Annotated in this window: 20 protein-coding genes; 13 read left to right on the forward strand and 7 right to left on the reverse strand. The window is 59.4% G+C overall.

Annotation, left to right across the window (positions count from 1 at the left end; genetic code table 11):
* The coding region (locus tag IB285_RS10680) for a hypothetical protein (protein ID WP_190788163.1) at positions 1-3157 on the forward strand (3157 nt) is incomplete at its 5' end.
* Entirely contained in the window at positions 3154-3438 is a 285-nt protein-coding gene (locus tag IB285_RS10685) for a phage fiber-tail adaptor protein (protein ID WP_190788164.1), read from the forward strand. The genes IB285_RS10680 and IB285_RS10685, both read left to right, overlap by 4 nt.
* On the opposite strand, the gene IB285_RS10690 is transcribed toward IB285_RS10685, so the two are convergent.
* The 4 genes from IB285_RS10690 to IB285_RS10705 form a co-directional block, all read right to left on the reverse strand.
* Complete coding sequence (locus IB285_RS10690; RefSeq protein WP_190788165.1) at positions 3377-3775, reverse strand: hypothetical protein; 399 nt, start codon at positions 3773-3775, stop codon at positions 3377-3379. The two genes, IB285_RS10685 and IB285_RS10690, sit on opposite strands and share 62 nt — an antisense overlap.
* 39 nt (positions 3776-3814) lie before the next feature.
* Positions 3815-4159, reverse strand: coding sequence for a thermonuclease family protein (locus tag IB285_RS10695; protein ID WP_190788166.1), 345 nt, complete (start codon positions 4157-4159; stop codon positions 3815-3817).
* A 321-nt stretch (positions 4160-4480) separates the two neighbouring features.
* The gene (locus IB285_RS10700; RefSeq protein ID WP_190788167.1) at positions 4481-4903 is read right to left on the reverse strand and encodes a universal stress protein; all 423 of its coding nucleotides are present in this window, start codon (positions 4901-4903) and stop codon (positions 4481-4483) included.
* Positions 4904-4917: 14 nt separating this feature from the next.
* The gene (locus IB285_RS10705; protein ID WP_190788168.1) at positions 4918-6639 is read right to left on the reverse strand and encodes a cation:proton antiporter domain-containing protein; all 1722 of its coding nucleotides are present in this window, start codon (positions 6637-6639) and stop codon (positions 4918-4920) included.
* Between the two features lie 261 nt (positions 6640-6900).
* Between IB285_RS10705 and IB285_RS10710 the strand changes: the two genes are divergently transcribed.
* From IB285_RS10710 to msrA, 5 genes are all read left to right on the forward strand, one after another.
* The gene (locus IB285_RS10710) at positions 6901-8952 is read left to right on the forward strand and encodes a GMC family oxidoreductase N-terminal domain-containing protein (protein ID WP_190788169.1); all 2052 of its coding nucleotides are present in this window, start codon (positions 6901-6903) and stop codon (positions 8950-8952) included.
* A 114-nt stretch (positions 8953-9066) separates the two neighbouring features.
* Positions 9067-9876: a transporter gene (locus IB285_RS10715; protein ID WP_190788170.1), complete on the forward strand. Its 810-nt coding sequence runs from the start codon at positions 9067-9069 to the stop codon at positions 9874-9876.
* A 15-nt stretch (positions 9877-9891) separates the two neighbouring features.
* The gene (locus tag IB285_RS10720) at positions 9892-11451 is read left to right on the forward strand and encodes a cellulose synthase family protein (RefSeq protein ID WP_190788171.1); all 1560 of its coding nucleotides are present in this window, start codon (positions 9892-9894) and stop codon (positions 11449-11451) included.
* Between the two features lie 266 nt (positions 11452-11717).
* Entirely contained in the window at positions 11718-12797 is a 1080-nt protein-coding gene (locus tag IB285_RS10725; protein WP_190788172.1) for a glycosyltransferase 87 family protein, read from the forward strand.
* A gap of 49 nt (positions 12798-12846) precedes the next feature.
* The gene (gene msrA, locus IB285_RS10730; RefSeq protein ID WP_190788173.1) at positions 12847-13512 is read left to right on the forward strand and encodes a peptide-methionine (S)-S-oxide reductase MsrA; all 666 of its coding nucleotides are present in this window, start codon (positions 12847-12849) and stop codon (positions 13510-13512) included.
* 72 nt (positions 13513-13584) lie between these two features.
* On the opposite strand, the gene IB285_RS10735 is transcribed toward msrA, so the two are convergent.
* On the reverse strand, positions 13585-15861 hold the full coding sequence (locus IB285_RS10735) for a TonB-dependent receptor (RefSeq protein ID WP_190788174.1): 2277 nt from the start codon (positions 15859-15861) through the stop codon (positions 13585-13587).
* 280 nt (positions 15862-16141) lie between these two features.
* On the opposite strand from IB285_RS10735, the gene IB285_RS10740 reads away from it, so the two are divergent.
* On the forward strand, positions 16142-17098 hold the full coding sequence (locus tag IB285_RS10740; RefSeq protein WP_190788175.1) for a sterol desaturase family protein: 957 nt from the start codon (positions 16142-16144) through the stop codon (positions 17096-17098).
* A 202-nt stretch (positions 17099-17300) separates the two neighbouring features.
* Here IB285_RS10740 and IB285_RS10745 read toward each other — a convergent pair whose 3' ends face one another.
* Positions 17301-17603: a hypothetical protein gene (locus tag IB285_RS10745; protein WP_190788176.1), complete on the reverse strand. Its 303-nt coding sequence runs from the start codon at positions 17601-17603 to the stop codon at positions 17301-17303.
* Here IB285_RS10745 and IB285_RS14965 point away from each other — a divergent pair.
* The 4 genes from IB285_RS14965 (at position 17602) to IB285_RS10765 (ending at position 21920) form a co-directional block, all read left to right on the forward strand.
* Complete coding sequence (locus tag IB285_RS14965) at positions 17602-19647, forward strand: glycosyltransferase (protein WP_199803361.1); 2046 nt, start codon at positions 17602-17604, stop codon at positions 19645-19647. The genes IB285_RS10745 and IB285_RS14965 overlap by 2 nt on opposite strands.
* Positions 19648-19707: 60 nt before the next feature.
* Complete coding sequence (locus IB285_RS10755) at positions 19708-20553, forward strand: DUF547 domain-containing protein (protein ID WP_190788177.1); 846 nt, start codon at positions 19708-19710, stop codon at positions 20551-20553.
* 78 nt (positions 20554-20631) lie between these two features.
* The gene (locus IB285_RS10760; RefSeq protein ID WP_190788178.1) at positions 20632-21195 is read left to right on the forward strand and encodes a TIGR04282 family arsenosugar biosynthesis glycosyltransferase; all 564 of its coding nucleotides are present in this window, start codon (positions 20632-20634) and stop codon (positions 21193-21195) included.
* Positions 21192-21920 carry a glycosyltransferase gene (locus IB285_RS10765; protein ID WP_328705881.1) on the forward strand — a complete coding sequence of 243 codons (729 nt, stop codon included), beginning with the start codon at positions 21192-21194 and terminating at the stop codon, positions 21918-21920. Before IB285_RS10760 ends, IB285_RS10765 begins: the two co-directional genes overlap by 4 nt.
* 3 nt (positions 21921-21923) lie before the next feature.
* Here IB285_RS10765 and IB285_RS10770 read toward each other — a convergent pair whose 3' ends face one another.
* Complete coding sequence (locus IB285_RS10770; protein ID WP_190788179.1) at positions 21924-22574, reverse strand: TetR/AcrR family transcriptional regulator; 651 nt, start codon at positions 22572-22574, stop codon at positions 21924-21926.
* Positions 22575-22694: 120 nt separating this feature from the next.
* Here IB285_RS10770 and IB285_RS10775 point away from each other — a divergent pair, with 120 nt between their 5' ends.
* Positions 22695-25064, forward strand: coding sequence for a TonB-dependent receptor (locus IB285_RS10775; protein WP_190788180.1), 2370 nt, complete (start codon positions 22695-22697; stop codon positions 25062-25064).
* Positions 25065-25097 lie beyond the last annotated feature (33 nt).

Below are 25097 nucleotides of genomic sequence, written 5' to 3' on the forward strand. Positions count from 1 at the left end.
CGGCCGAAACAACACCGATGGTGAAACGGCTTCTCCTGGTTGGACGCTTGAAATTGAGCGGTTCAATCTGGTGTCATCGAGCGCCGGTTCGGGCTGGATCTATTCGATTGTCGCAGGCGCATCGCCGCCGACCAATTTCGACTTCACGATCCCGGCCGGGGCGGCTTCCTATAGTGTCATCGTCCATCACTTCCGAGGGGCGGACAGCGTTGTTGCCGAAGCGACCGACAATCAGAGTCTCGATGCTCCGGTCGATAGTCCTGCCGTCGATGCTGGATCATCGCAGGATTTGTTCGTCTTCACCGGCATGTTCGGCGCTACTGGACTTCCCCCCTCGAGCTCAATACCTACGGGGTACGCGGACCCTTATAGCGCGGACAACAATGGCGCTGGCCCAGACTATACCAATAACGCAGGGGGAACTCAGCTAAGCGTCAATCGCACCGTCACGGCGCAAGTCGAGGATCCGCCGAACTGGTCGCAAGGCGCGTCGCGCAAAAACCTCTACACCTTCGCGGTGTGGGACAGCGGCGGTGGAGGCGGCGGACCGGACCCAGACCCGGACCTAACCGATGCGATCCAGATTGAGACATTCGACGTCGATGCCTCGGCGGGAGGTCAGACGCACACGCTCACGAATGATGTCGGCGACCTTGCCAACGCGTTCGTCCGCAAGATCACCGCGACCGACAAGGCGACGGGCCGGGTCGGAAATACCAGCAATAACGCGCCGCGGGATGCGCATTGCGGGATACAGCTGACCGGCACCGATACGCTCACGTTCCGTAAGCAAGGCACGGTTGCAACAAAACAGGTCGGCGAGGTCTGGCGCTATTCCGGCGCGGCGGGCGGGCCGAACGAATTCATCGTGCGCGGCCATCTGGCAGTCACGCTCACTGGCACCAGCGCAAGCGTCGCGGTTCCGGGCCTTGTGGATCGCAGCAAGGCGGTTCCGTTCCTGACAGGGCTTAGCACGGGAGTCACAAGCACCAGCGATTACGAAGTTACGACCGTTGCCTGCCATATCGATAGCGGCGGCAATTTGGTCGTCTCGCGCGGGAGATCGGGCAGCGAAACGATCACGGTCTACGTCGATGTGGTGGAGTTCACCGGCTCGAATTGGACCATCGGCTATGCCCGCTCGGCAAGCCATGACAGCTCAATCGAAACGTGCGATCTGCGCAGCGACAGCACGGGTGCCGGCGGATCGCCGGTCGATATAAGCAATTGGGCGAATGCCACGATCATTGAAGCGTCGATGGAAGGCGATGCAGGCGGTGAAACAGGGCTCGCCGATGTGCTGGCGTTCGTACAGCCTGGCGCGAATACAACGTCGATCACGTTCTCGGTGACCGAGGGCGATGGGAATGCGCGCAACGATGGCACCGGTTATGCTTATGTGCTTGGCAACTCAGAGATGGGCGTCACGCGAACGCTCGACACGAATTTCGCCGAAACGAACGGCACATACGGCACCACGAGTTTCCCAGCTGGTGCGCCTACGGATCGAGATCTCGACAAGCTTGCGCTCGAATGGTTCGCCACAACCAGCGGGACCGGCACTGCTCACGCAAGGGGCCGTCTGACCGGGCGCATCACCGATGCCGCCGGCACGATCCAGCACTGGGTTCACCGATCCGGCAACAATGTCCGGCTCAGCCGCGGCGTCATCGATCTGTCAGCGCTCAATCCCGGTAGCGCTGGGGCAGGATCAGAGACGCTCACTCCCGAAAGTGCGGCGCATGGGCATAGCGCTGCTGAACCAACCCTGCAGCCCGCCTCATCGCTCTCGCCATCATCCTCAGCGCACGCGCAGGCCGCTGGCCAAGCTGGATTGTCGGTGTCTGTGTCTTTGGCTCCGTCAGACGCCTCACATGGCCATGCTGCAGATGATGCTGCCATAGATGCGCAATCGTCCCTGTTGCCGGATAGCGCAGGACATGTTCAAGTCGTTCAGCAGGCGTCGCTCAATGCTGCCGCTGCGCTGTCGGTGATTCCGGTCTCCCATGCGCATTCAGCTGATCAGACATCGCTTGGCGTCGCCGGCAGCCTCGCGATCGAGGACGGCGATCACGCTCACGAAGTCATTTCAACTGCGCTGGCGGCGGAATCGGTCTTGCTGCCGGGGAGAACGCTTCATTCTCATGAAGCCGACCCGATCAGTCTTGCCTCGCAATCAGCGCTTGCACCCGACACCTCATCGCACGAGCATGCGGCCGCCGCATCGACGCTGACCGTTCAAGGGTCGATCTCGCCGAGCTCGTCGCAACACGATCACCCGATAGGCTCGCCGGAGCTCCATCCGGCGTCTTTGATCGCGCCGGCGGGTGCAAGCCACGCGCAAGCGACCGCACAAGCGGCGTTGGCGCCTGCGTCTGCCTTGTCGCCAGCAGACGTCGATCACGGTCACAGCGCCGATGTGACACTGCTCGGTGTTGCAGGTACGCTAAGCATTTCGCCGGGCAGGCACATTCATCTGGCATCCGAGTTGGTGCTAGGCGCATCAAATTCGATAGCCCCTGAGGCGGTGGCATCCTCGCACACCTCAGGCGTGCCAGCGCTGCAGAGTAGTTCAGCCCTCTCGTCGCAGAGCGTGCTGAGTAACCATAGTGCCGATCAATCATCGCTGTCCGTTGGCGGAAGTCTTGCGCCAGCTGCGATCTCCCACGATCAAGTCGCGAGCGCACCTGTCCTGAGCGCACTCGCCAGTCTCGCGGTGAATGACACCGCTCATTCGCACACGTTAGATAATGCCAGCGTTGCGCCCCTATTCAATCTTTCGCCAACGTCCGTGTTGCATGGCGCCAGCTCTTCGCAGTGCGCGCTCAACGCGAGCTCTGCGTTGTCGCCAAGCGGTCTGGCGCATGTCCACGCCTTAGCGGCAAGCGCACTTGTCTCGCGCTCATCGCTGGCGCCGACCGATGCCTACAGTGCCCATTTTGCTAGTTCGCCAATCGTCAAGCCGCCAGACGCGCTCGATCCGATCCTATTCTTCGAAGTGCAGCCCGAAAACCGCTTTTTCAATATCATCGCTCAACAGCGCGAGTTTGTTGTTGGGTCGGATTTGAGCATCTTCGGCGTGACCGCGGAAGAGGGTTTCTTCAATGTCGGCGACGAATTGCGAGAGTTCACAATTGAAAAAAGGAATTCCGGATGAGCACAAGTTTTACCGCGCCGATCAAGGATCCGGCGTCGATCCTCGATCATGCGATGAGCTGGACCGCTTGGCTAGGTGATGATTTGTCAATCGCCAGCCATCAAGTGCTCGCCGACAGCAACGCGCTGATTATCTCTCAGAGCCAAGTACAGGGTGGCGAAGTCAGTTGGCGGGTCGCCGGCGGTGAACTCGGTCGGGATCACACGGTCACCGTGGAGATTACGACGGATAACGGGCAAGTCGACCAGCGATCGGTGACATATCCAATCCGGCAGCGCTGACCTCTTGTGATCGAGAAGTAGGAGTATCTGCGCCGCTCCAGGGCAACCTTTTCCAGTCCGTGCAGAACAGTTGCTCGGTCGCCTGCCTCAATCCCATCCATCGGTCCGCCTCGTCCGGCAACAGCTCCGGGAACTCGGCGACACATTCGAACGCGAGGCGCAGGGCTTCATACTCGGTGTGCGGCGCGTACTTGAGCAGCTCCATCACTGCTGCCCGAAAATTCAGCCAATAGCCGTGTTGTTCGCGCTTGAACCCCGGCAAGTCAGAGATTCGTGAAAGCTCGAATTTGAGCGCTCGCAGGCGTTTGTCGTCATCGTAGATCGGCGAAGTGAGCACCTACACCCCTCAAAGATATTGCCGACGCGATTCGACGGCTTACCCGCACCATCCTCGCCGATCGCCCCATTGCCGGGCAAGTCCTTCGGCGATCAATACATCCGAAATGGTGCCAATTCTCGCAAGCGTCCGGCCGTAACGGTCGGTTCCGACACGCTCGAGACGCATTCCCCTCTCGTTTATAAGCACGACCAAGCGTTCGCGCGCTGCGCGGGCAACCCGCCTTTCGCGCTCGCACCGCCCGTTCAATTCGGGTGTGTCGATGTCGGCAATGCGAATCTTCTCCCCCTCGAGCCAGAATGTGTCGCCGTCGTGGACGCACGTGAAGCGCTCGCTGGGCGGCGCTGGGCATAGGGCAATGGCAAGGGCTGAGATGATGGTCATGGCGCGAAGATAGCAATTATAGGCCGAAGAGCCTCCATCGGAAAGAACCACTCTGGCAACAAGGTGCTCGTACAATCTCCGTACACGCCGCTGATCACTCCTGCATTTTTCGGCGATAAATCAGATGCATCGCCGATTTCGTCAGCACCCTTCACACGGGTGGGGTCGCAAGTTCAATCCTTGCCGCGCCCACCATAATTTCACTGAGCTTCTCGGACTGCGCACATCGTATCGGCGCTGCAAGCGAATCGCTTGATCCCGGCCATTACTTGGAGGTCACGAGACGACGCATGGAGATCGACCAATCTTCGGGTTCGTCGGCTATCGCACCACGATAACATCGCACGGCGCATCCCGAACGATTGCATGTGTGTTTGTACCAAGCAGGAGACGCCCCAGATCGAGCTTATGCGCGGTCACGCAGATCGTTTCCACTTCGAGCGCCTCCGCGAGCTTCACCACTTCGCGCGCGATCGATCCATATGGGGCGTGGACGCCTGCCAATGACACGGAGAGGCCATAACGCTCGGCAAAATCCGTGAGCCACTTTTCAGCGCTGCTTTGCTCGTTTGCCTCCCAGTTCTTCGGCAGTTCGGCCAGATAGGAACGAGGGAGCGGTGTGCGAACATGGACGAGGTGGATCGCGACTTCAGGTCCAGCGATAAGGGCCCGGCACCGCCCTCCCATAAGCTTCGATCCGGCTTCGTCCTCCCGATCAAGCGCGATTAAGGCAGAACGGTACATCTCTGTTTTCTCCCTCAACTTTCCTTCAGCGGTCGCTCCATCTCAACAGCCCGATTGGCGATGTCGCCGTCGATCCCGAATTCCATCAATAGCATTTCAGCCAGCCGGAGGCTCCCCTCAATCGTCTCCGGAACTGCCACATTGGCCCCGTCATCCAGCAACTTGTCCGCGTGGCTGGCATCGCGTGCGCGGGCGAGGATCGGCAGCCGCGGGGCGAGCCGATTGATTTCATGGGTCAGCGCTTCGGTTGCGTCCTTGTCGCCGATGGTAACCACGACCGCCGCGGCCTTGTCGAGCCCCGCTTCCCGCAGGACCTCCAGCCGCGACGCGTCGCCCATACGGACCGGGCGGCCATCACTGGCAGCCTTGCGCGCAAGTTCAGGATCACTATCTATCGCGACGTAGCGGATATCCTGCCGGTCGAGCACGCCTGCGATTGTGGCGCCAACCCGTCCATAGCCAGCGAGGATCACATGACCGCCCATCTCGGTTGCCCACGAAGTCTCTTCAAAGCCAGCGTCTTCGCCATCGTGCTCGAGCGCGGAACCTACGCGCCGAGCCAACCAATCCAGCCCAGGCGTTGCCAGCATGGTCAATCCCACGACAATCAACATGAACTGTCCGGTTTCCGAAGGGAATAGCCCCACCGTGACCGAGAGCCCGATCACGAGGAACCCGAACTCACCCGCCTGCCCCAGCATGATTGCGACTTCGGCGGCGCGATGCCTTGGCAACCGCCAGGCGAGACAGAGGGCAAAATTGATCGCGACCTTGAGCAGAACCAGGCTGATCGCAGAAGCGATGATCAGGATCGGGCTGTCGATCACCATCCGCCAGTCGATGCCCATCCCGACCGAAAGGAAGAACAGCCCGAGCATTAAGCCCTTGAACGGCTCGATATCGATTTTCACCTGGTGGCGAAATTCGGTTTCCGCGATCAGCAATCCGGCCAGAAACGCGCCAAGCGCCATCGAGAGCCCGGCGAAGCCGGTGATCGCAGCGGTGCCGACAGCGATGAGCAGGATTATCCCTACGAAAGCCTCTCGGCTGTCTGCGCCGGCGACCAGCTGAAGCAGCGGCCTTAAGAGCAACCTGCCTGCCGCGTAGATGAGCGCAATGACCAGCAATGCCTCTCCCACGGCAAGGCCGAAGCCCAATGCCACATTTCCGACCGCCATCGTGCCCAGCACGCTTACCGCGAAGAGGATCGGCACCACCGCAAGATCCTGCATCAGCAGGATCGAAAATGTCGCGCGGCCGCTCGGCGTTCCCAATCGTCCCCCTTCGATCAGCAACTGGGTGACTATCGCAGTCGATGATAGCGCCAGACACGCACCCAGGATGATCGCCGTTGCAGTGGCATTGCCCCACATCACAGCGACTGCGGCAATGACCGCGCCCGTGACGAGGATTTGCGCGCTACCAAGCCCGAAAACGAGCCTGCGCATCGCCCAGAGTCGCTCGAACGAAAGCTCAAGTCCGATCACGAACAGAAGGAAGATCACACCGAGTTCCGCAAGGACGGTAACGCCCTCAACATCTGTGATGACGAGATAGGAAACGGGTTCGTAAATGTCGGCCAGCAGTCCCAGGCCGAAGGGGCCGATAATGCTGCCGACAATGAAATACCCGATAACGGGGCTGATAAAACGCTGCAGCAAAGGAACCGCAACGCCCGCTGCCAGCAGGAACACCAATACCTCGCGCAGAAAGGGGATATGGACGTGCGATTCCATATACGCTTGTTCGGTGATAGCTCTACAACTTGCAAGCGGACTTACCATTACTGAAGCAAGACAGATGTCCCGAGCCGCAGCTTTCGAAAAGCAGGAGCTGTGTCGGTAGACTTGGCGCGGTAGAGGGGCAGCCTTTACCGCAATCGTCCGGACGGATCGTCATGTCGTGCTACGACCAGAACAGTCTCGCATCGGCGGCGAAACCTTACAATCGCTTGAGGTTCGGTGAGGGTAAAAAGACCGGCGAGGGGGAAGCGTATCATGCCAACCAAGCCGTTCAGTCCGTTTGTAGCCGCAATCTGGAAAAGATTGGCGGAGACTTTGTTTGTCGAGCCTCGCGACATGGCGATCAGTCCCAGCCAGGTGGTCGATAACCTTCAACGCATGTTTGGCTATATGACGGGTCGGACACCGGCAGAGACGGCGCTTTCGGTGGTTGCCACCTGGACAGTGCTCGGCGGGCCGGCTTGGCATTTTGCTCCCCGGCGCTTTCGCATCTGGCGGATCGAGCGGCGACTGAAAAACAGCCGGATCGACCTGTTTCAGGACATGGCCCGCATACGGGGCATCGTTTATGCAGGCTATTACGGTCATTGGCTGGATGCAGACCCCGCGGATACCGGACAGGCAGCGGAGGAAGATGCCAACCGCGCCAATCCCGTGCTCGATTCCTTGGGCTTCACCTTGCCCCGTCATCGCACCCGCGCAGGTACGCCGGATGATCCGGCGATAGAGGAGCACACGGCCAACGATCTGCCGGATACCGTGTTCGTTGGCGAAGACGCGATACCAAGCAGCGTTGAGGTGGTCGTTATCGGTTCCGGCGCAGGGGGAGCCGTGGCCGCATCGAACCTCGCAGACCAAGGCTATGAGGTGCTGATCGTCGAGGCGGGCCCCTATCTGCCGAGCAGCCGCATATCGCCTCACGAGGCCCGTATGTCGTCCACCCTCTTCAAAGGCGGCGCCATCCAGACCACAAGTGACCGCGATATCGTCGTGTTCCAAGGGCGCACTGTTGGAGGATCGACGGTCATCAACAATGGAATCTGCCTGCGACTGGAACGCGAAGGCGAAACCCATCCGGACGCCAATGACGTACTCGCAACCTGGCAATCGCTTGGAGCCGGGATTGCTGCCGATGAGCTCGACGCATCCTACGACCGGGTGGAGGCGCGGCTGGGTGTGCACGAAATCGATCGCAGGCTCGGTCTCAACAACGGCACGCGTCTGCTGAGCGGTTGGAATGCTTATCGCGCGGGCTCAAGCGACCCCTTGGACCAGCGCGCGACCTCCGGCTGGTTCCGCAAGAATTGGGGCGCAAAAACCGAAGACAATCGCTGCATATCCTGCGGCTACTGCAACACGGGCTGCCCCTACGGCCGCAAACGTGCCATGCCCGAAAGCTTTCTGCATCACGCCACCCTCACCGCACCGCGCAAGGCGCGAATTTTGCCCAACGCCGAGGTTTCTCAAATCGGCTGGGGCGCGCCTGCACCCGATGGACGGCGTGTTGCCACATCAGTGCAGGTCGTGCTGCCCGACGGCCGCGCGAAGACGGTTAGCGTCACCAAGGGCGTAGTCGTCGCCGCGGGCACCATTGCATCCACCAACATCCTCTCTGCCAGTGGCATAACGGGAACCGGCAAAGGCGTCTCGCTCAACATCGCCTGCCCCGTCCCGGCCCTGATGCCCGATCCTGTACGGGCCTGGGACGAGGACCAGATGGCGACGTACATCGATCGCGGCGACTTCCTGATCGAGAGTCATTTCCAGCCCCCGATGAGTATGGCGACGCTTGTACCCGGCTGGTTCGATGAACATTTCGAGCGGATGCGCAATTACAACCGGCTTGCGTCCGCGGGAATACTGTTCCCCGTCGACCGCGTTGGCGAGATCAAGGGCGGCAAGCTGAGCTTCAAGCTCAAGGAAGCGGATCTGGCCGTCCTGCGCCGGGCGCTTGCGGTTCTCACGAAGATCCAGTTTTCGGGCGGCGCATCGGAGGTTTACCCGGCATTGCTGCACGGCGAAACTTTGAAAGCCGGGATGAGCGATGCGGATATCGACCAGTTTTTCGTGGACCACATTCATGAACCCGATGATGTGGTACTCTCATCAAGCCATCCACATGGTGGCAACACCATCAACGCTGATCCGGCTAAGGGCGTGGTCGATATCGACCAGAAAGTTCACGGCACCGCCAACGTGATGGTCGCCGACGCCAGCGTGATGCCCAGTTGCATGAGGGTCAACGCTCAGATGACCACCATGGCCATGGCCGACCGGGTGACCTTCGGCCAGCGGGTATTCGGCTAGGCGGTGCGCTGCCCGCTTATCAAGAATAATTTGCATCAGCAGTAACTGAGCGGGGATTTGCTCCGAACACGCGGCTGCGCGCGCGCGCATAATTTCGCGTTCTGGAGTGAAATAATGACTGTGTTGATCCGAGGGTCCTTGGTTGCGGCCTGTGCAACCTTTTCGACTGCAGCCCACGCTGGCGCCTGGCCGACAGGCGAAGGCGAAAGCTATCAGAAGATCGCCATAAACATTCTCGATACGAGTGACCGGTTCGGCGATGATCTCCCCGAATTTGAAAACTTCGAGGATTTCACGCTGGCCTATTATGCCGAGTTCGGCCTTGATGAGAAAACGACGTTGATCGTGCAGGTTCCATACAGGGATTTGGAAAACCGCTCGGCCGGCGTCACGACCAGCAATTCAGGGATCGGTGACGTCGATCTTGGGCTCAAATACAGCATCAGCGACGGTCCGTTCGTGGTGTCTGTGCAGGGTTTGGCAAAGCTTCCGTACCTCTATTCGGAAAACGCAGCCCTTCCGCTGGGCAACGGACAACTCGACCTAGAAGGGCGGTTGCTCGTCGGACGATCGCTTGGGAAATTCGGCTATTTCGGCGCCGAGATAGGATACCGCTACCGCGCGGAAGAGCCGTCGGACGAAATCCGTTATCTGGTCGAGTACGGGTTCGATCTTACCGACAGCCTCTATACCAGGGCAAAACTGGACGGCATTCTGTCGGTTGGCAACGCAGCCGATGTCGCCACAGCCAATCCGGCAAACCCCTCCATACCGCTCGAGTTCGATCTCGGACGTCTGGAAGCGACCGTCGGATACAAATTCACGGACCGTTTTGCCTTCGAATTTACCGCAGCCCCGAACATCTATGGCGACAACACCCTGCAAGGGACCACTTTTCAGTTCGCGGTCGTCGGCCAGTTCTAGCTCGAGTAATTTTCGATGAATGAGCAGGCCATTACCGTGGTCCAGTGGGCGATATTGTTCGCCCACTATTCGCTTTTGGCAGGGCTGAGCGCGTATGGCGCGCATCGGCTCTACCACTTGCTTTTTCTCGGGCCGTGGACCCGGGAGGATCGAAGCTGGGCGGCGGAATCGTCGGCCCAAGAGGAGGACTTTCGCCCCAAAGTCACCGTGCAATTGCCGATTTTCAACGAGAAATATGTTGTCGAGCGACTTCTGGAAAAAGTCGCCGAACTCGATTGGCCAGCAGACCGTTTGCAAATCCAGCTGGTCGACGATTCAAACGACGAGACATCGGCGATTGCGTCCCGCAAAATCCGCGAACTCGCTGCTACTGGTATCGAGGTCGAGCATGTTCGGCGAGCCGACCGCATCGGGTACAAAGCGGGCGGCCTAGACCATGCGATGAAGACTGCGACCGGGGAATTCATCGCGATTTTCGATGCCGATTTCCTGCCCAATTCCGACTTCCTCAAACAGACCATTCCCTGTTTTCAAAGCGAGGGAATAGGTATGGTGCAAACCCGCTGGAGCTACCTCAACCGGCAGCGGAACCTGCTTACCCGGATACAGGCATTGATGCTCGACGCGCATTTCGCGGTTGAGCAGGTCATCCGCTCTCGTTCGGGCGCATTTTTCAATTTCAACGGCACTGGCGGCGTTTGGCGCAGGACCGCAATAGAGGATGCGGGCGGCTGGCAGTCGGACACGCTCACGGAAGACATGGACCTCAGCTACCGCGCCCAGCTGCTCGGTTGGCGGTTCGAGTACCTCGAGCACATCGAGTGCCCCAGCGAGTTGCCGACCACGATGCCCGCTTTCAAGGCGCAGCAGCACCGCTGGGCGAAGGGCGCGATCGAAGTCATGAAGAAGGTCCTGCCTTCGATTTGGAAGAGCGATCATTCGCTGCACATCAAGGTGGAATCCACATTCCACCTCACCGGGAACATTTGCTATCTGCTGATGCTTATCGACTGCGTCCTGTTTCTGGTTCCATCCATTCATATTCGGCAAAATAGCGAGTTCGCCTATTGGCTCTGGCTGGACATCCCGCTGTTCGTTTTCGCGAGCCTAAGCCACGGTCTTTACTACCTCTACGGTCAACATCGGTTGGGGTCCGGCATATTGCAGCGGATGGCTCTGATGCCGGCTGTTTTTGCAACATCGATCGGCCTATGCGTGAACAATTCCAGAGCTGTGATCGAGGCTCTGCTTGGCCAGGTTTCGGCCTTCGTCAGGACTCCCAAAAGCGGAGATTTGAGCGAGGTCGAGAAAGCCCGGTCGATAGCCAGATTGAGCGACTACCCTGCCCTGACTGCACGCGGTGCGGATCGCCTCGAATTCGTATTGAGCCTGATATTCTTTGGCTTCGTCCTCATGTTCGCTCTGCGCGGATGGTGGCTTGGGGCGCTCTTCCTCGCTCCGTTCTGCGCAGGCTTTTTCTACACCTTTTTGCAAGGCCGAATGATCCATCGCGCTGGCAAGGAGCTGGCGACTATCGAGGACGAGGTTCTGCAGACTGACGAAGTGATCCTCTAGCGATGATTTTTCGTCAGGATCATTCAATCGCTCGTTCTTCGCGGCGGGTGGAAGGCGCAAGCTATGTGATCGCCAGCATCGCAATAGCGATTGTTTTCCTCTTCCCTTGGCTGCCACGCAGTGTCGCACCGGGAACTGCTTATATCGTTCTTCATGCGGCATTGACCCTCGTGATGCTCGCCGTTTGGCTGCGCGCGTCGTTATCGGTGCGCAGCTTGCTGTGGCTTGCAATCGCCTTACGACTGGTAGTGGCCTTCGCCGATCCCGTGACATCAAACGATTCGGAACGATACCTATGGGATGGGGCCGTCGCGCTCGCCGGGTTCGATCCTTACCAGACCGCTCCCGATCATCCCTCGGTGGCTGGCCTTCGCGGGCTCTGGGCGACACCGCCCGAACATGCGCAATATGCGACGCTCTACCCTCCGGCGGCGCTCGCGCTTTTCGCCTTCGCCGCGTCGTTCGGACCGGATCTGGCGTTTTGGGTTTGGAAAGCGATTCTAGCTCTCGCCGGTATCACAAGCTTGATCCTCATGCTCAAGGTGCTGCGATATTATGATCGCGAGCAACATTTCGCGCTGTTGGCCCTCTCGCCCTTGCTTGTTTTTGAAACGGGGATTGGCGCTCACCTGGATGCGATCCTGGTGCTCGGTCTGGCCATCATGTTGTGGGCCCAGACACAATCACGCTGGGCATTGATGGGCACCGCTCTGGGCGTCGTGACATGCGTCAAGTTTTCGCCGCTCGTGCTGCTCGTCCCATTGCTGTTCATTCTTGATCGCCCCGCTTTCATACGGGTCGCCGGGTCTGCTTTGCTCGTCATCGCCGGCGTTTATGGTTCCGCGTTGCTGCTAGGCTACGTCCCTCTGGGAATTCTGCCGGAATTCCTGGAAAAATGGCGCGGAGGATCGCCTGTCTTTTTCGCGCTGGAGCAAATCCTTGACGGGCCCGGGCTGGCGCTCGCTACCGGAGCTCTGGCGGCGGGAGGGCTGCTGGTTTCGGCTTTTCTGGCCTGGCGGGGAAAGGCGCTGCTCGCTTGCACCGCAGCTTTGGCCACTCCGCTCTTGGTGAGCCCTGTGGTTTTCCCATGGTATCTGATGATTCTAGTCCCGTTTCTGGCACTTCGGCCGAGCTGGACCGTTCTGCTGTGGGTTACGAGCGTTCCGGTAACCTACGAGGTCCTCGACCTCTGGCTCGGTTCGGGAGTGTGGTCCCCGCAGCCCTGGCCCCTCGCGGTCATTGCAATCGGATGGCTTATCGGGCTCTCGCTCGATTCAAGGATTCACATGCCTCCTTTCGCGCTGGCAATGCCAAGCGTGCAGGAGCGGACCGAGATCGTAAATTGAATGTTCAATCAGTTATGTTGAAAGACTTGGATAGAGTAAGGATAGATTGATGAAACTGCCCAAACCAACCCTCTTCGCGAAGGGCGTGCTGACTGCCGCGGCGATCGCTTTGAGCGCATGCGCTTATCAGGCGCCTGCCGACGGCAAGGCCGCCGAAGGAAGCACCAAAGTGAGCAGCGCAGATCTGCCGGAGAACCAGGCGACCGCCGTGTTCGCCATGGGCTGCTTCTGGTGCGCGGAAGCCGATTTCGAGAAAGTCGAAGGCGTAATCGACGTCGTCTCTGGCTACACCGGCGGGGACCGGGAGAACCCGACCTATCGGCAGGTCACTTTCGGCGATACCGGCCATTATGAGGCTATTCTGGTCACCTATGACGAAACCAAGGTGACCTACGATGAGCTGCTCTCGGTGTTCTGGAAGAATATCGACCCCTTCGATGCGGCCGGTCAGTTCTGTGACAAAGGCAGCAGCTACCGTGCCGCCGTTTTTCCGGAGTCAGACAGCGAACGGGAAGCAGCCGAGGGGACGAAGGACACGCTCGAGGCCAAACTGGGGCGAGAATTCGCAACGATGGTGATCGATCGCGACGATTTCTATCTCGCCGAGGAATACCACCAGGATTACTACAAGAAGAACCCCGTACGTTACCGGGTCTATCGGAGCAATTGCGGCCGCGATCGCCGGCTCGCGCAGGTCTGGTCGGACGCGGGCTGATCACGGATTGGCGAGCGGCCGGTCTGCGCTTGGAGCGAGGAGCTCCACAGGCGGCGCAGACCGGTCACCTCGTCAATAGCGCCAGCCGATCTCCACACCATAAGTGCGCGGCTGGTTGAAGATACCGGACAGGTTGTTGAAGTCGATCGCCGACACCGTACCCACCGTATTCGTGATATTGCGCGCCCATCCCGCGATGGTCCAGCTGTCGAGCTGATACCCCACGCGCAGCCCGCCGAGAACTTGCGGTTCGGCTTCGAATTCGACCGAATCGTAAAGGAAGATGTTCGACGATGAGCGGTACGACCAATCGGTCGTGGCGAAGAATTCACCCGGTCCGATCTGACGATTGTACTGCAGCACAGCGTTGGCAATGAAACGCGGGCTTTGCGGGAAAGGATTGCCGTCGATCAGCGCATTGCCGGTTGCCCGGTCGATCGGATCAAGCACCGTGCACGGGGTGGCCGATCCACACGGAGCGGTTTGCGCCGTCTCATCCTTGATTTCGGTCTCATTCCAAGAGAAGTTGCTCGAAAGGGTCAGCGCGTCGGTAAGAGCGAAATCGAGTTCCGCCTCGATGCCGTATCCAAGGCCCTGATCGATGTTTACGAGCTGGTTGAAATTGCCCGCGCCGCCGATTGCGGTCAGCTGCTGGTCGTCGATGGAATATACGTATCCAGTGAGATTGAACCGGCCGCGCCCATCGAGAAAGTTCGATTTCAGTCCGGCTTCGTACGAGATGATTGTCTCGGTGTCGGCGACGGTGATGCCATCGAATGTGGGGGTGATCGGCGCGAACAGGATACGCCCCTGAATCGAGGGCGCCCTGAAGCCGCGCGCGATCTTCGCAAAAACGTTGACGTCTTCGCTCAGCTCATAGGTCAAGGCGAGATCGAAACTGATCTCGTCATCGCCCACATCGCGCGTAGATGGACCGGCGGGCGGTGCCCCGAATGTGCCTACGACGCGTTCCGCGACGAAATTCCGGTCGTCATCCGTGTACCGCACGCCGCCCGCAAAAGTCAGGCGGTCGGTCAATTCGTAGTCGACAGCACCGAACACCGCCCAGGATGTCGTATCCTGGCTCTGGAACGCGCTTCCATTCTCGATACCGCCAGCGAGAGTGTCGAAGCTGAACGATGAGATATCGAGATCTTCATCGAAGTAATAAAAGCCAGCCGTCCAGTTGAGCCGCTCTGCATCGGCATTGGTGATGCGCACCTCGTGAGTGATCTGGTCGAGATCATCGATACCGTCACCGCTTTCCGCCGGAAACGGAATCAGACCGGGACCGCCGCCGGTCGGCAGGAATGCCGCGCCGAACCCGCCGTCCACATCCCCGCGAGAGAAGGCTTCCGCCGTTTCCCAGCCGAAGATGTAAGTCAGATCGACCCCGCCAATATTCCAGTCGGCACGAGAGGTGATTCCGAATGTGTCGGTGTCTAGCACAGAAAATCGCTGGGCATCGGCGAAGGTGACTGTGCGATCGAAGCCGGGCCGCGGATCGTTCGAACCGGGCAGAAAGGCGTTGGCCTGAAAGCTGGTCTGGCCGTCGGTCAGGTGACGTCCGTGGGCATTTATCAGCCATGCAAAATTATCGGTGGGTTTGAGCAAAAGTTGGGCCCGATAGGCAAAGTCCTCATAACCACCTGCATCCGCCCTCGGATCGTCATCGATCACGTTCTCGATGAAATCATCGCGCTCCTGATAGATTGCGGAGAGGCGCAGCGAAGCAACGTCGTTGATCGGGATGTTGACCGCACCTTCGAGTTGGACGGTGTCGAAACGGCCGTAGCTGGCGGTCGCATAGGCATCGAAATCATCCTCGGGCTTCGCGCTTTCGAACTTGAGCACGCCCGCCGGCGTATTGCGACCGAACAAGGTGCCCTGCGGCCCTCTCAGCACCTCGACACGGGCGAGGTCGAACACGGGAAAGCCTTTGAGCACCGGGTTCTCCCAAACGACTTCGTCATAGACATAGGAGACGGGCTGCGAAGCGTTGAAATCGAAATCGGTGTTGTTGAGACCGCGAATGCCGGGCCGCGGGAATATCCGGCCGAACGAAGTCTCGATATTCAGGCTGGGTACGCGGCCTGACAGGAACAGCGTATCATCTCCGCCGCCCCGGAAAAGCGTGAGCGATTCGCTGTCGACCACGCTCAGCGAAATCGGGACGTCCTGCGCATCCTCCACATCCTTGGTTGCCGTGACGAGGATTACATCGAGACCGGCTGATGCTTCATCCGTCTCCGTTTCTTCGGCTTCTTGTGCCCAAACTGCGCTGGGCAGGAAAAACGGCGCGAGCAGCGCCCATTTGGATACCGATATAGGTTTCAGGTGGCTGCTCATCTCACGCCTCCGAGTATGAGTGATTTTTCGACCGGATGGTCCTCTGACACGTTCTGTACGCGGTGCTGAAGTTTGCGGTTACACGGCTACGGCGATTGTGCACATTTATTTTGCAGGCGCGCTGAATTGGCAGTGAGAAAGACGAGACCACCGCGGGATTTCGTCTGGTCCGAGAACTTCGCCAAGGCGAGTGTTTTTGGAAGGCATAGTGTAACCCAATGCGGTGTTGGGGCGAACCTGCATTGAACAATCGAACGCTTCGAAATGCAGGCACGCAGTGATGATTGAACAGACGATGGCTCCCGAAAGCGCCACGACACCGGACGCAGGCCCGCGCTCCGTGTGGCGTTTCCTGCTGACTTTTGCCGTCCTGCTTATCGCTGCCGAAGGGCTTTTGCGCGTCGTTGCCTACATGCAGGAAGAGATCGGCTGGGCCGTATTCGACGCGGGTTTTTCGATCGGGATGGCAAGTTGGAGTGCAGCAACAGCCAACGCTGTCATGACGCTATTTGCCCTCGTCCTGCTTTTCGGCTTCTTCGAATGGAGGCAATTCGGCTTCACGAATTTTCGCGAACGCTATTCCGAAGGCTTGCTTTACGGGGCGACCGCGATCGTCATCGCCACCACGCTGCAAGTCATCGTGTTTGCCTGGGTCTCTACCCTGGAATTCGAACCCTTGTTGCGCGCCGACAGTCTCGGTTCGCTCTCGATCGTGTTTCCCTTGCTATATATGCTTGCCCTCGGGTTCTTCGAATATTGGCTGCACCGGGCGCTTCACGACATTCCGATCCTCTGGCGCCTGCATGCCATCCATCACCAGATCGAACACCTCAACGCTGCGCGCAGCTATTCGCATTGGGCGCAGGATGCCCTGTATCTTTCGGTCATCACCGTCCCGCTCGTCTTCCTGATCGAGAACCCGCAGCAGCATCTGGTGCTCCTCACGACATTCTATATCGTGTCCAACTACTACATGCACAGCGACAACCCGGCGGTGTCCTTCCCGCCGGCACTGCGTCACGTGCTGGCCGACAATGTCTACCACCACTACCATCACTCCCGCGCAATCGAGCATTGGGGGCGCAATTACTGCTCCTTCTTCTCGTTCTACGATCGGATTTTCGGCACGCAGCACATGCCCGAGGATGAGACCTTTCATCCCACCGGGATCGAAGGGCACCGGCCGCTATCGGGTTGGAAGGATTACCTTTTCCGTCCATTCAACAGCAGCACCTGACGGCTTCCTTCGAGATTTCGATCCTGAAATGCGAAAAAATATACCGGATCCTGTAACCTTTTGTGTGCCCGCCACGAACGCCCGACGTCACTATCATTTGATCAGGGTAAGAAAGGATGCACTCATGAAAATGCACGTGCTCGCAGCAGCTGTTTTCGTTCTTGGTGGATTGGCCGCACCGGCACACGCTTCCGGGTCGGGTTCACGCGGCGGAGGCGGTGGATTTGGCGGTGGAGCGAATTTCGAAAACTCCGTAAACCAGCAGGCCGAACGGCAGATCCGCCGCGGTCGTTCGCAGGTCCGCAAACACATAACCTGCAAGAAATGCGCCTACCACGATCGCTTGAATCAGAACACGGCGGTCGAAGTCGCTCAGGCCGTTGTCAACGGCGAGTTCGAGATCAAGCAGCGCGACAGGCAAGCAGTTCTGCTCTACCTTCGTGATCGCTACAGATTTTGATTTTGCAGTGCAGCCGTTTGAGCGTGCTGCCCTGCCATAAAGCATGAAAGCCGATACTATTCGCGCAGCACTCGCCGGGGCCGTATTCCTGGCGAGTGTTGCGTGGTTGACGCGGTATTCTTGGGTCGATGAGCCATCGATCCTGCACTACGCTATCCCGCTGTTGATTGGCGGTGCGGTGGTCACATTATGCCTGTGGCGCGCCGATACGCTGTCGGCCCGTACGGTCATGCTTCTGGCCATTGCAGGTCATGGCATTGCGCTGTTCGGCAACACGTTCTTCGAAGACGACTTTTACCGTTTTATCTGGGATGGCTGGCGTGTGCTCGAAACAGGCACGCCTTATGGGATCGCTCCCCTGCAATTCTACGACGACCTCTCGATCCCTGCGGACATGCAGGAGGTTCTCGACTGGATCAACTATCCAGAGCTTTCGACGATCTACGGTCCGTCCCTGCAGCTATCGTTCGCGCTGAACAGCGCGTGGTTCGGATCCGATCCGCTTGGGCTGAGACTGCTGTTCGGCTCAGCCTCTCTATTGGTGGTGGCGCTATCGCTGCGCCGGTTCAGCCCGTCGCAAGTCGCGCTGTTCGCCTGGAACCCTCTGGTCGTCGCGGAAACCACGCTGCACCTTCATCCCGATATCCTGATGGGGTTACCCATCGTCGGCGCACTCCTGCTCGGACGTCGGTATCCGGCACTGGCTGGAGCGATGCTGGGCCTTGCCGCCGGGGTGAAACTGGTCGCGCTCGCTGCATGGCCCATGCTCTTGCGGCTACCGCCAAGAGCGCTCATCGCTACAGTGGCCACGCTCGCAGCACTTTACGCGATTTTCGCAGTGCAAGGACAAGGCATCGGCTTCGGGACGACCGCCGTTTTTGCATCCGATTGGTATTTCAATCCGTTCGCGTTTGTGGCGCTCGATACAATCTTTGGCCCTGATCTTGGACGCATGGCTTCCCTGCTCATCGCCGGAACCTTAGTTTTGTGGGCGCATGCGAAAGCCCGAAAATTCGAACAGGTTCCATTGGCATATGTGTTCGGGGCAATCCTGCTCTTTGCCCCGACGGTGAACGCCTGGTACCTCCTCTGGGTGCTGCCCTTCGCGATCGGCGGCAGGGACATCTGGCCCTATGTCGCCAGCGCAGTACTCCCCCTGTCTTACCTTACCGGTCTCAATCTCGACGATCCCGCCTTGAGCGATTTTGAAGTTCATCCGCTCGCGGCAATGGTCCAATGGATTGCGATCGCGGTGGCGCTGTGCGCAGATGGACTTAGGCGCATAATGGCGCGCGCGAGCGTGCCGCAGCGCCGTGCTCCGATCGAGAACCCCAATGTCACGGCGATCATACCGGCATTGAATGAGGAAGCCTCGATCGGCAAAACGGTGCGCGGGATCATCGATGCCGCACCAAGCGGGCTGAACCAGGTCATCGTCGCCGATAACGGCTCGACCGACCGCACGGCGCAAATCGCGCGCGAGGCAGGCGCGGTGGTGGTTCACGAAGCTGAACGCGGATATGGCGCGGCCTGTTTGGCGGGCCTCGCCGCTCTTCCCGCAGAGACCGACGTCATCCTCTTTATGGACGCGGACCTTTCCGATTTGCCGGAAGAGGCGCAATCGCTGATCGATCCCATCATTTCGGGCGATGCGCAGATGGTAATCGGATCTCGCGCCCTGGGCAAAGTCGAAACAGGCGCGATGACCGCACCGCAACGTCTCGGCAATTGGCTCGCCCCCACATTGGTCCGCGCCATCTGGGGCGTGCGGTATACCGACCTTGGACCGTTTCGCGCGATCGAGCGCCGCGCGCTCGACTCGCTAGCGATGGCCGACCGCGATTTCGGTTGGACCATCGAGATGCAGGTCCGCGCCGCAAAAACCGGTTTGCGCGTGGCCGAGAGGCCCGTCAGCTACAGGCGGCGGGTCGGGCAGTCGAAAATCTCCGGCACGATCCGCGGTGTCTTCGCCGCAGGCGCCAAGATCCTGTTTGTGATTGCGCGTGAAGCATTCGGAGATTTCGGAGCAGCCGAGAAGCGAAAGCGACCGGTCACGATCACCAACGCTGCTCCGCAATCCCAAGTGTAACGGAACCGGAACGCCAATCGTAAGCCTAATGAATTTACCGAAAATCCGAAGGACGATTTCATGAAGCCCGACCATCTTTCACCCAGCCTTGCCGTACCGACAATGTCGCGCCGCACGATGGTTGCCGCAATTCCAGCCACCGCTCTTCTGGCCGCCTGCGGAGCGCCCTCTTCCGGTGGCCTTGGCGACGACAGCTTTGCATCAAATGACGCATCGACCGACACGATCGATCATTCTGCGTGGGACGCGCTGCTCAAACAATATGTCGTCAAGGGCCAAAACGGCGTGAATCTCGTCGAGTATGAAAAGCTCAAGACCGAAGCGGGGGATACCCTCGCGTCATATCTGCAAGCAATGCAAGCTGTTGCTATCGACGATTACGGCCGGGATGAGCAGTTCGCCTTCTGGGTCAATCTCTACAACGCTGCCACCGTGGACGTCATCCTGAAGAACCTGCCCCTCGATTCGATCCGCGACATCGGATTGCTGAGATCGGGTCCGTGGAAGGATGACGCGGTGACAGTGGCGGGCCGCACACTGAGCCTCGACAATATCGAACATGACATCCTGCGGCCCGAATGGCAGGATCCGCGCATTCACTATGCTGTGAATTGCGCGTCGATCGGCTGTCCCAATCTCGCCGCCGAAGCCTACACCGCGGACAAGCTTGAAGAGATGCTGGAAGCGGCCGCGGTTGATTACGTCAACCACCCGCGCGGCTTTGGCGGTCAGCCCGGGCAGCTCATCGCATCCAGCATATACGACTGGTACCAGGTCGATTGGGGTTCTCCGCAAGGCGTGCTCGATCATGCACGCACATATGCCCGCGGCCCAACCATGGAACTGCTCGACGGCGCCGAAACAATCGACGGCTACGACTACGACTGGTCGCTCAACGACGCCTAGAAAGAGCTGTGATTTGTAGCTATCTGCGCCTCTCGATCACGCGCAAAGGTAGTTTTCATCGTCCGTCCGACACTGGTTTTGTTTACACGGTATCCGGCGCCGGGATGCTGCAAGACGCGGCTGATCCCGGCTGTCGGAGCCGAAGGCGCAGCTGCGATCCATCGCCAGCTCGCCCACCAGACCTTCCAAGTTCTTGCAGCGACAGACGCGCCAGTCACGGTCGCGTTCACCGGAGCGCCCGCTGCAGATTTCAAGGAATGGCTTGGCGGCGAAGCCCGCTACGAGCAGCAAGCGGAGGGCGGGCTTACCGAACGGTTGAAGCCTTTTGTCGACCGGGCCCCGGTGATCTTTTTCGGATCTGACACGCCCGATCTGCAACCTTCTCATGTCAACGCGGCGATCGAGGGACTTGCCACCCACCGGGTTGTGATTGGCCCGGCGGAGGATGGCGGCTATTACCTTATCGCGATGCGCGAACCGATCCACGAACTTGTCGAAGACATTCCCTGGAGCACTGACCGGGTGCTTCCCGAAACGCTTCGAAAGCTCTCGGAGCTTGAGATCGAGCCGCTGCTACTGGATACGCTGGCGGATTGCGACCGACCCGAAGATTTGAAGCGCTGGCCGGACCTTGGTGCGTGACGCGGGTCACGATCCTGATACCGACCCTTGATGAAGAGCGGGCCCTGCCTGCGACAATAGCGGCGCTCCGCAAGCTCGATCCGTCGCCTGATGAAATCCTGCTGGTCGATGGCGGCAGTCAGGATGCTACGCGCGCTATCGCGGAGGAAGCAGGCTTTGAATGCATGACCGCGCCGCGGAAGGGACGCGGTGCGCAGATCAACCACGGTGTCGAACACGCGAGCGGCGAGATCGTTTGTGTGCTCCATGCCGATAGCGAGCTTCCGCGCGATGCGGTCGCAGTGATGCGAAAGGTAATGTCGGACCGGCGAACATCGCTCGCGAGCTTTCTGCCCCGGCTCGTCGGCAAGCGTGGAACGCGCTGGGGCTCCACCCTGCACAATTACGTCAAGACCTGGTACGCGCCCCTGCTCTTCCGGCCTCATCTGTTTTTCCGCGGCGTTCGCCTGCTTTTCGGTGATCATGCGATGTTCTTCCGCCGCGTGGATTTCATCGAGATCGGTGGCTGCGACGAACGCCTATCCGTGATGGAGGAAATCGGCCTCTGTACCAACTTCGCGCAGTTGGGGCGCACGCGGATTGTCCATCGATGGGTGAAGACATCCGATCGGCGGATCACAAAACTGGGAAGTCTTCGCGCAAACTACATCTACCTGAAGGTGGCACTGATGTGGTCTTTCGGCGTTCGCGAAGGATTAGCAAGGCACTATCCCACGATCCGCTAGCGCTCACTTGCGACGAGCAATACCCTTGGCCAGCAAGGCGTTGACCGCGCTGGCAATTTCATCTGAGGGGCGTGCCTCGCCCTTGTCGGCCCATACGGCGTAACGCAAGCCGACGAAAACATTCATACCCATCACGGCCCACGCTTCCAGCTCGCCGAGACCAGCGCGGAACTCACCACTGGCCGATCCGGCCTCCAGCCTCATCCGGATACGCTCAGCAATCGTTTCATAGTGCGTGCGGTAGCTTTCCGGATCGACGAATTCCGCCTCGTCGATGATACGGTAAATTTCCTTGTGCTCGCGCGCGAAATCCAGAAACGCTGCAAGCGCCGCTCGCTCTATTTCCAGCGCGGTCATATCGGGCGCCAGCGCCGAGCGAGCGCTCGATTTCACGTTCTCGCTCATATCCGCGACGAGCGCGCGGAACAGCGCATCCTTACTGTCGAAATAGGTGTAGAAACTACCCAGCGCGACGCCGGCGCGGCGCGTGATCGAGCTGACCGAGGCTTCGTGGAAACCTTTCTCGCCAAACTCCACGGCAGACGCATCCAGCAGCTTGCGCAAAGTGCGCCGACCGCGTTCCGTGCGCGGCGTTTTTGCATCAGCTGATGCCGCATTTACGACCTTGGTCTGGCTGCCCCCTCGATCCGTCATCCGCTACTCCTCCCACGCAAGGGTTACGGGCGCAAGCGGTCATGCACAAGACTAAACTTGAAAGTTGGTTCAACTTTCAATATTGAACAGAGATCAGGGCATTTGGGAGAGGGCCTCACTATGAAAAAGACGTTCGTCAAACGCGCCGCATTGTTTTCAGGTTGCGCGGGATTAGCCATGCTTGCCGCGCCGGCTTTCGCGCAGGATAGCGATGCGCCCGACACTCAGGCTGGCGATGAAACCATACCGCCGACGATGGAAACGCAGGGCCAGGGCATGATCGTCACCGCGAGGCGGCGCGAGGAACGGTTGGTTGACGTTCCGCTTTCGATTACCGCGATAACCGGCGAGGCGCTCGAACAGCAGGGCGTCCTCGAAATCACCCAGGTCGCCCAGCAAGTGCCCAACATTACGCTGGAGGTCAGCCGCGGCACCAACACCACGCTCACCGCCTTCATCCGCGGGGTGGGTCAGCAGGATCCGGTTGCCGGTTTCGAGGCAGGCGTTGGCCTGTATATCGACGACGTCTACCTGAACCGCCCGCAGGCTGCTGTGCTCGACGTCTATGACGTGGAGCGGATCGAAGTGCTGCGCGGACCCCAGGGAACGCTTTACGGCCGGAACACCATCGGCGGCGCGATCAAGTATGTCACTGCTGCATTGCCTGACGACACCAGCCTGTCGATCAGGGGGACATACGGCTCGTTCGATCAGGCCGACCTGATCATCAGCGGCTCGACGCCGATTACCGACACTCTGAAGATCGGTGCGAGTGGAGCACGGCTGTCGCGCGGCGGCTTCGGCGACAATCTCAATCTCGGCACCGAAAACTACAACAAGGACGTGTGGGCTGCGCGCGGGACGCTCGAGTTTGACAATGGTCCGGTATTCGTTCGCTTGTCGGGCGACTACATCATCGACGAAAGCGAAGCGCGGCAGGGCTCGCGCCTTATCCCCGGCCTCCTCTCCGGCGCTCCCGTGCTGGACGACGTGTTCGATACCCGCGCGGGTCTGAATATCGTCGAACAGGAGGTCGAGGCCTATGGCGGTGCGCTCAATATCGCGATTGAATTAACCGACAGGGTCACACTGAAATCGATCACCGGTTACCGCGAAGACAAATCGACCACGCCGATCGATTTCGACAGCCTGCCCGCCGCCGATCTCGATGTCCCGGCGATCTACGAGAACGATCAATTCAGCCAGGAATTGCAGCTCCTTTACGAAGGCGACCGACTGTCCGGTGTGCTTGGTTTCTACTATTTGGACGCCGATGCCTTTACCGCTTTCGACGTCGCGCTGTTTACCACCGGCGACCTGATCGGGCTGCCGGGCCTGAACGCGCAGACCCTAGGCGATGTGGGGACTGAAACCTGGTCGGTCTTCGGCGATTTCACCTTCGACATAACCGACACGCTGAGCGTCTCGCTCGGTGGACGCTACACGAATGATCAGCGCACGAGCCGCGTCCTTCGCACGACGTTCATCGGCGGCTTCTCCGATCTGTTCGACCCGAACAGCGCCGCGATCCCCATCGCGGTGACCAGCGATTTCGAAGGCAGCGAGACGTTCGAGGACTTCAATCCCCGCGCCTCGATCAGCTATCAGCCGACACCGGATCACAATTTCTACTTCACTTTCAGTCAGGGTTTCAAAGGCGGCGGTTTCGATCCGCGCGGACAGACGACTGCCGCGCCAGATTTGGACGGCGATGGCGATGTGGATTTCGACGACCAGTTCGAATTCCTGCGCTTCGAACCCGAAACGGTGGACAGCTATGAACTGGGATGGAAGGCATCGCTGCTGGACAATCGCCTGAACATCGCAATTGCGGGCTTCCTCGGCTCGTATGATGACGTCCAGATCCCCGGTTCGGTCGGGCTCGACACCAACGGGGATGGTGTCAACGACAGCTTCATCGGCATCACATCCAACGCGGCAAGCGCGGATGTGAACGGCATCGAGTTTGAAGGGAACGCCCTGGTCGGACGCGATTTTGCCGGCGAAGGCAGCCGCCTCAATGTGAACTGGTCGCTTGGCATCCTCGATGCGGAATTCAACACCTTCATCGATGCGTTCGGTAATGATGTCGCCGATGAAAGAGTTTTCCAGAACACGCCGGACATCACCGGGCATATGGGCTTCGTTCTCGGCATCCCGGCAGCCGACGGAATTATCGATTTCCTCGGCAACGCTTCGCTGCGTTCGGATGCGAGCCAGTTCGAAGTGCCCAACCCGTTTCTCGATCAGGATGGCTTCGTGCTGGTCGATGCGAGCATCGTCTACACCGCCGATAGCGGGCGTTTCTCGATCGGTGCACACGGTAAGAACCTGTTCGACAAGGAATACATCGTCGCAGGTTACAATTTCGTCGCAGGCGGAACCCCGCCCGGCACACCGTTTGTCCCGACGCTCGGCCTCGAAGGCACGCTCACCGGCTTTTACGGCGATCCGCGCAGGTTCTACGTGACAGCCGAAGTCAACTTCTGACGCTCTCTCCAAGGGGTCGGCAAGCGCACGTTT

Origin of the sequence: Erythrobacter rubeus (assembly GCF_014705715.1) — a bacterium.
Taxonomy (GTDB): domain Bacteria; phylum Pseudomonadota; class Alphaproteobacteria; order Sphingomonadales; family Sphingomonadaceae; genus Erythrobacter; species Erythrobacter rubeus.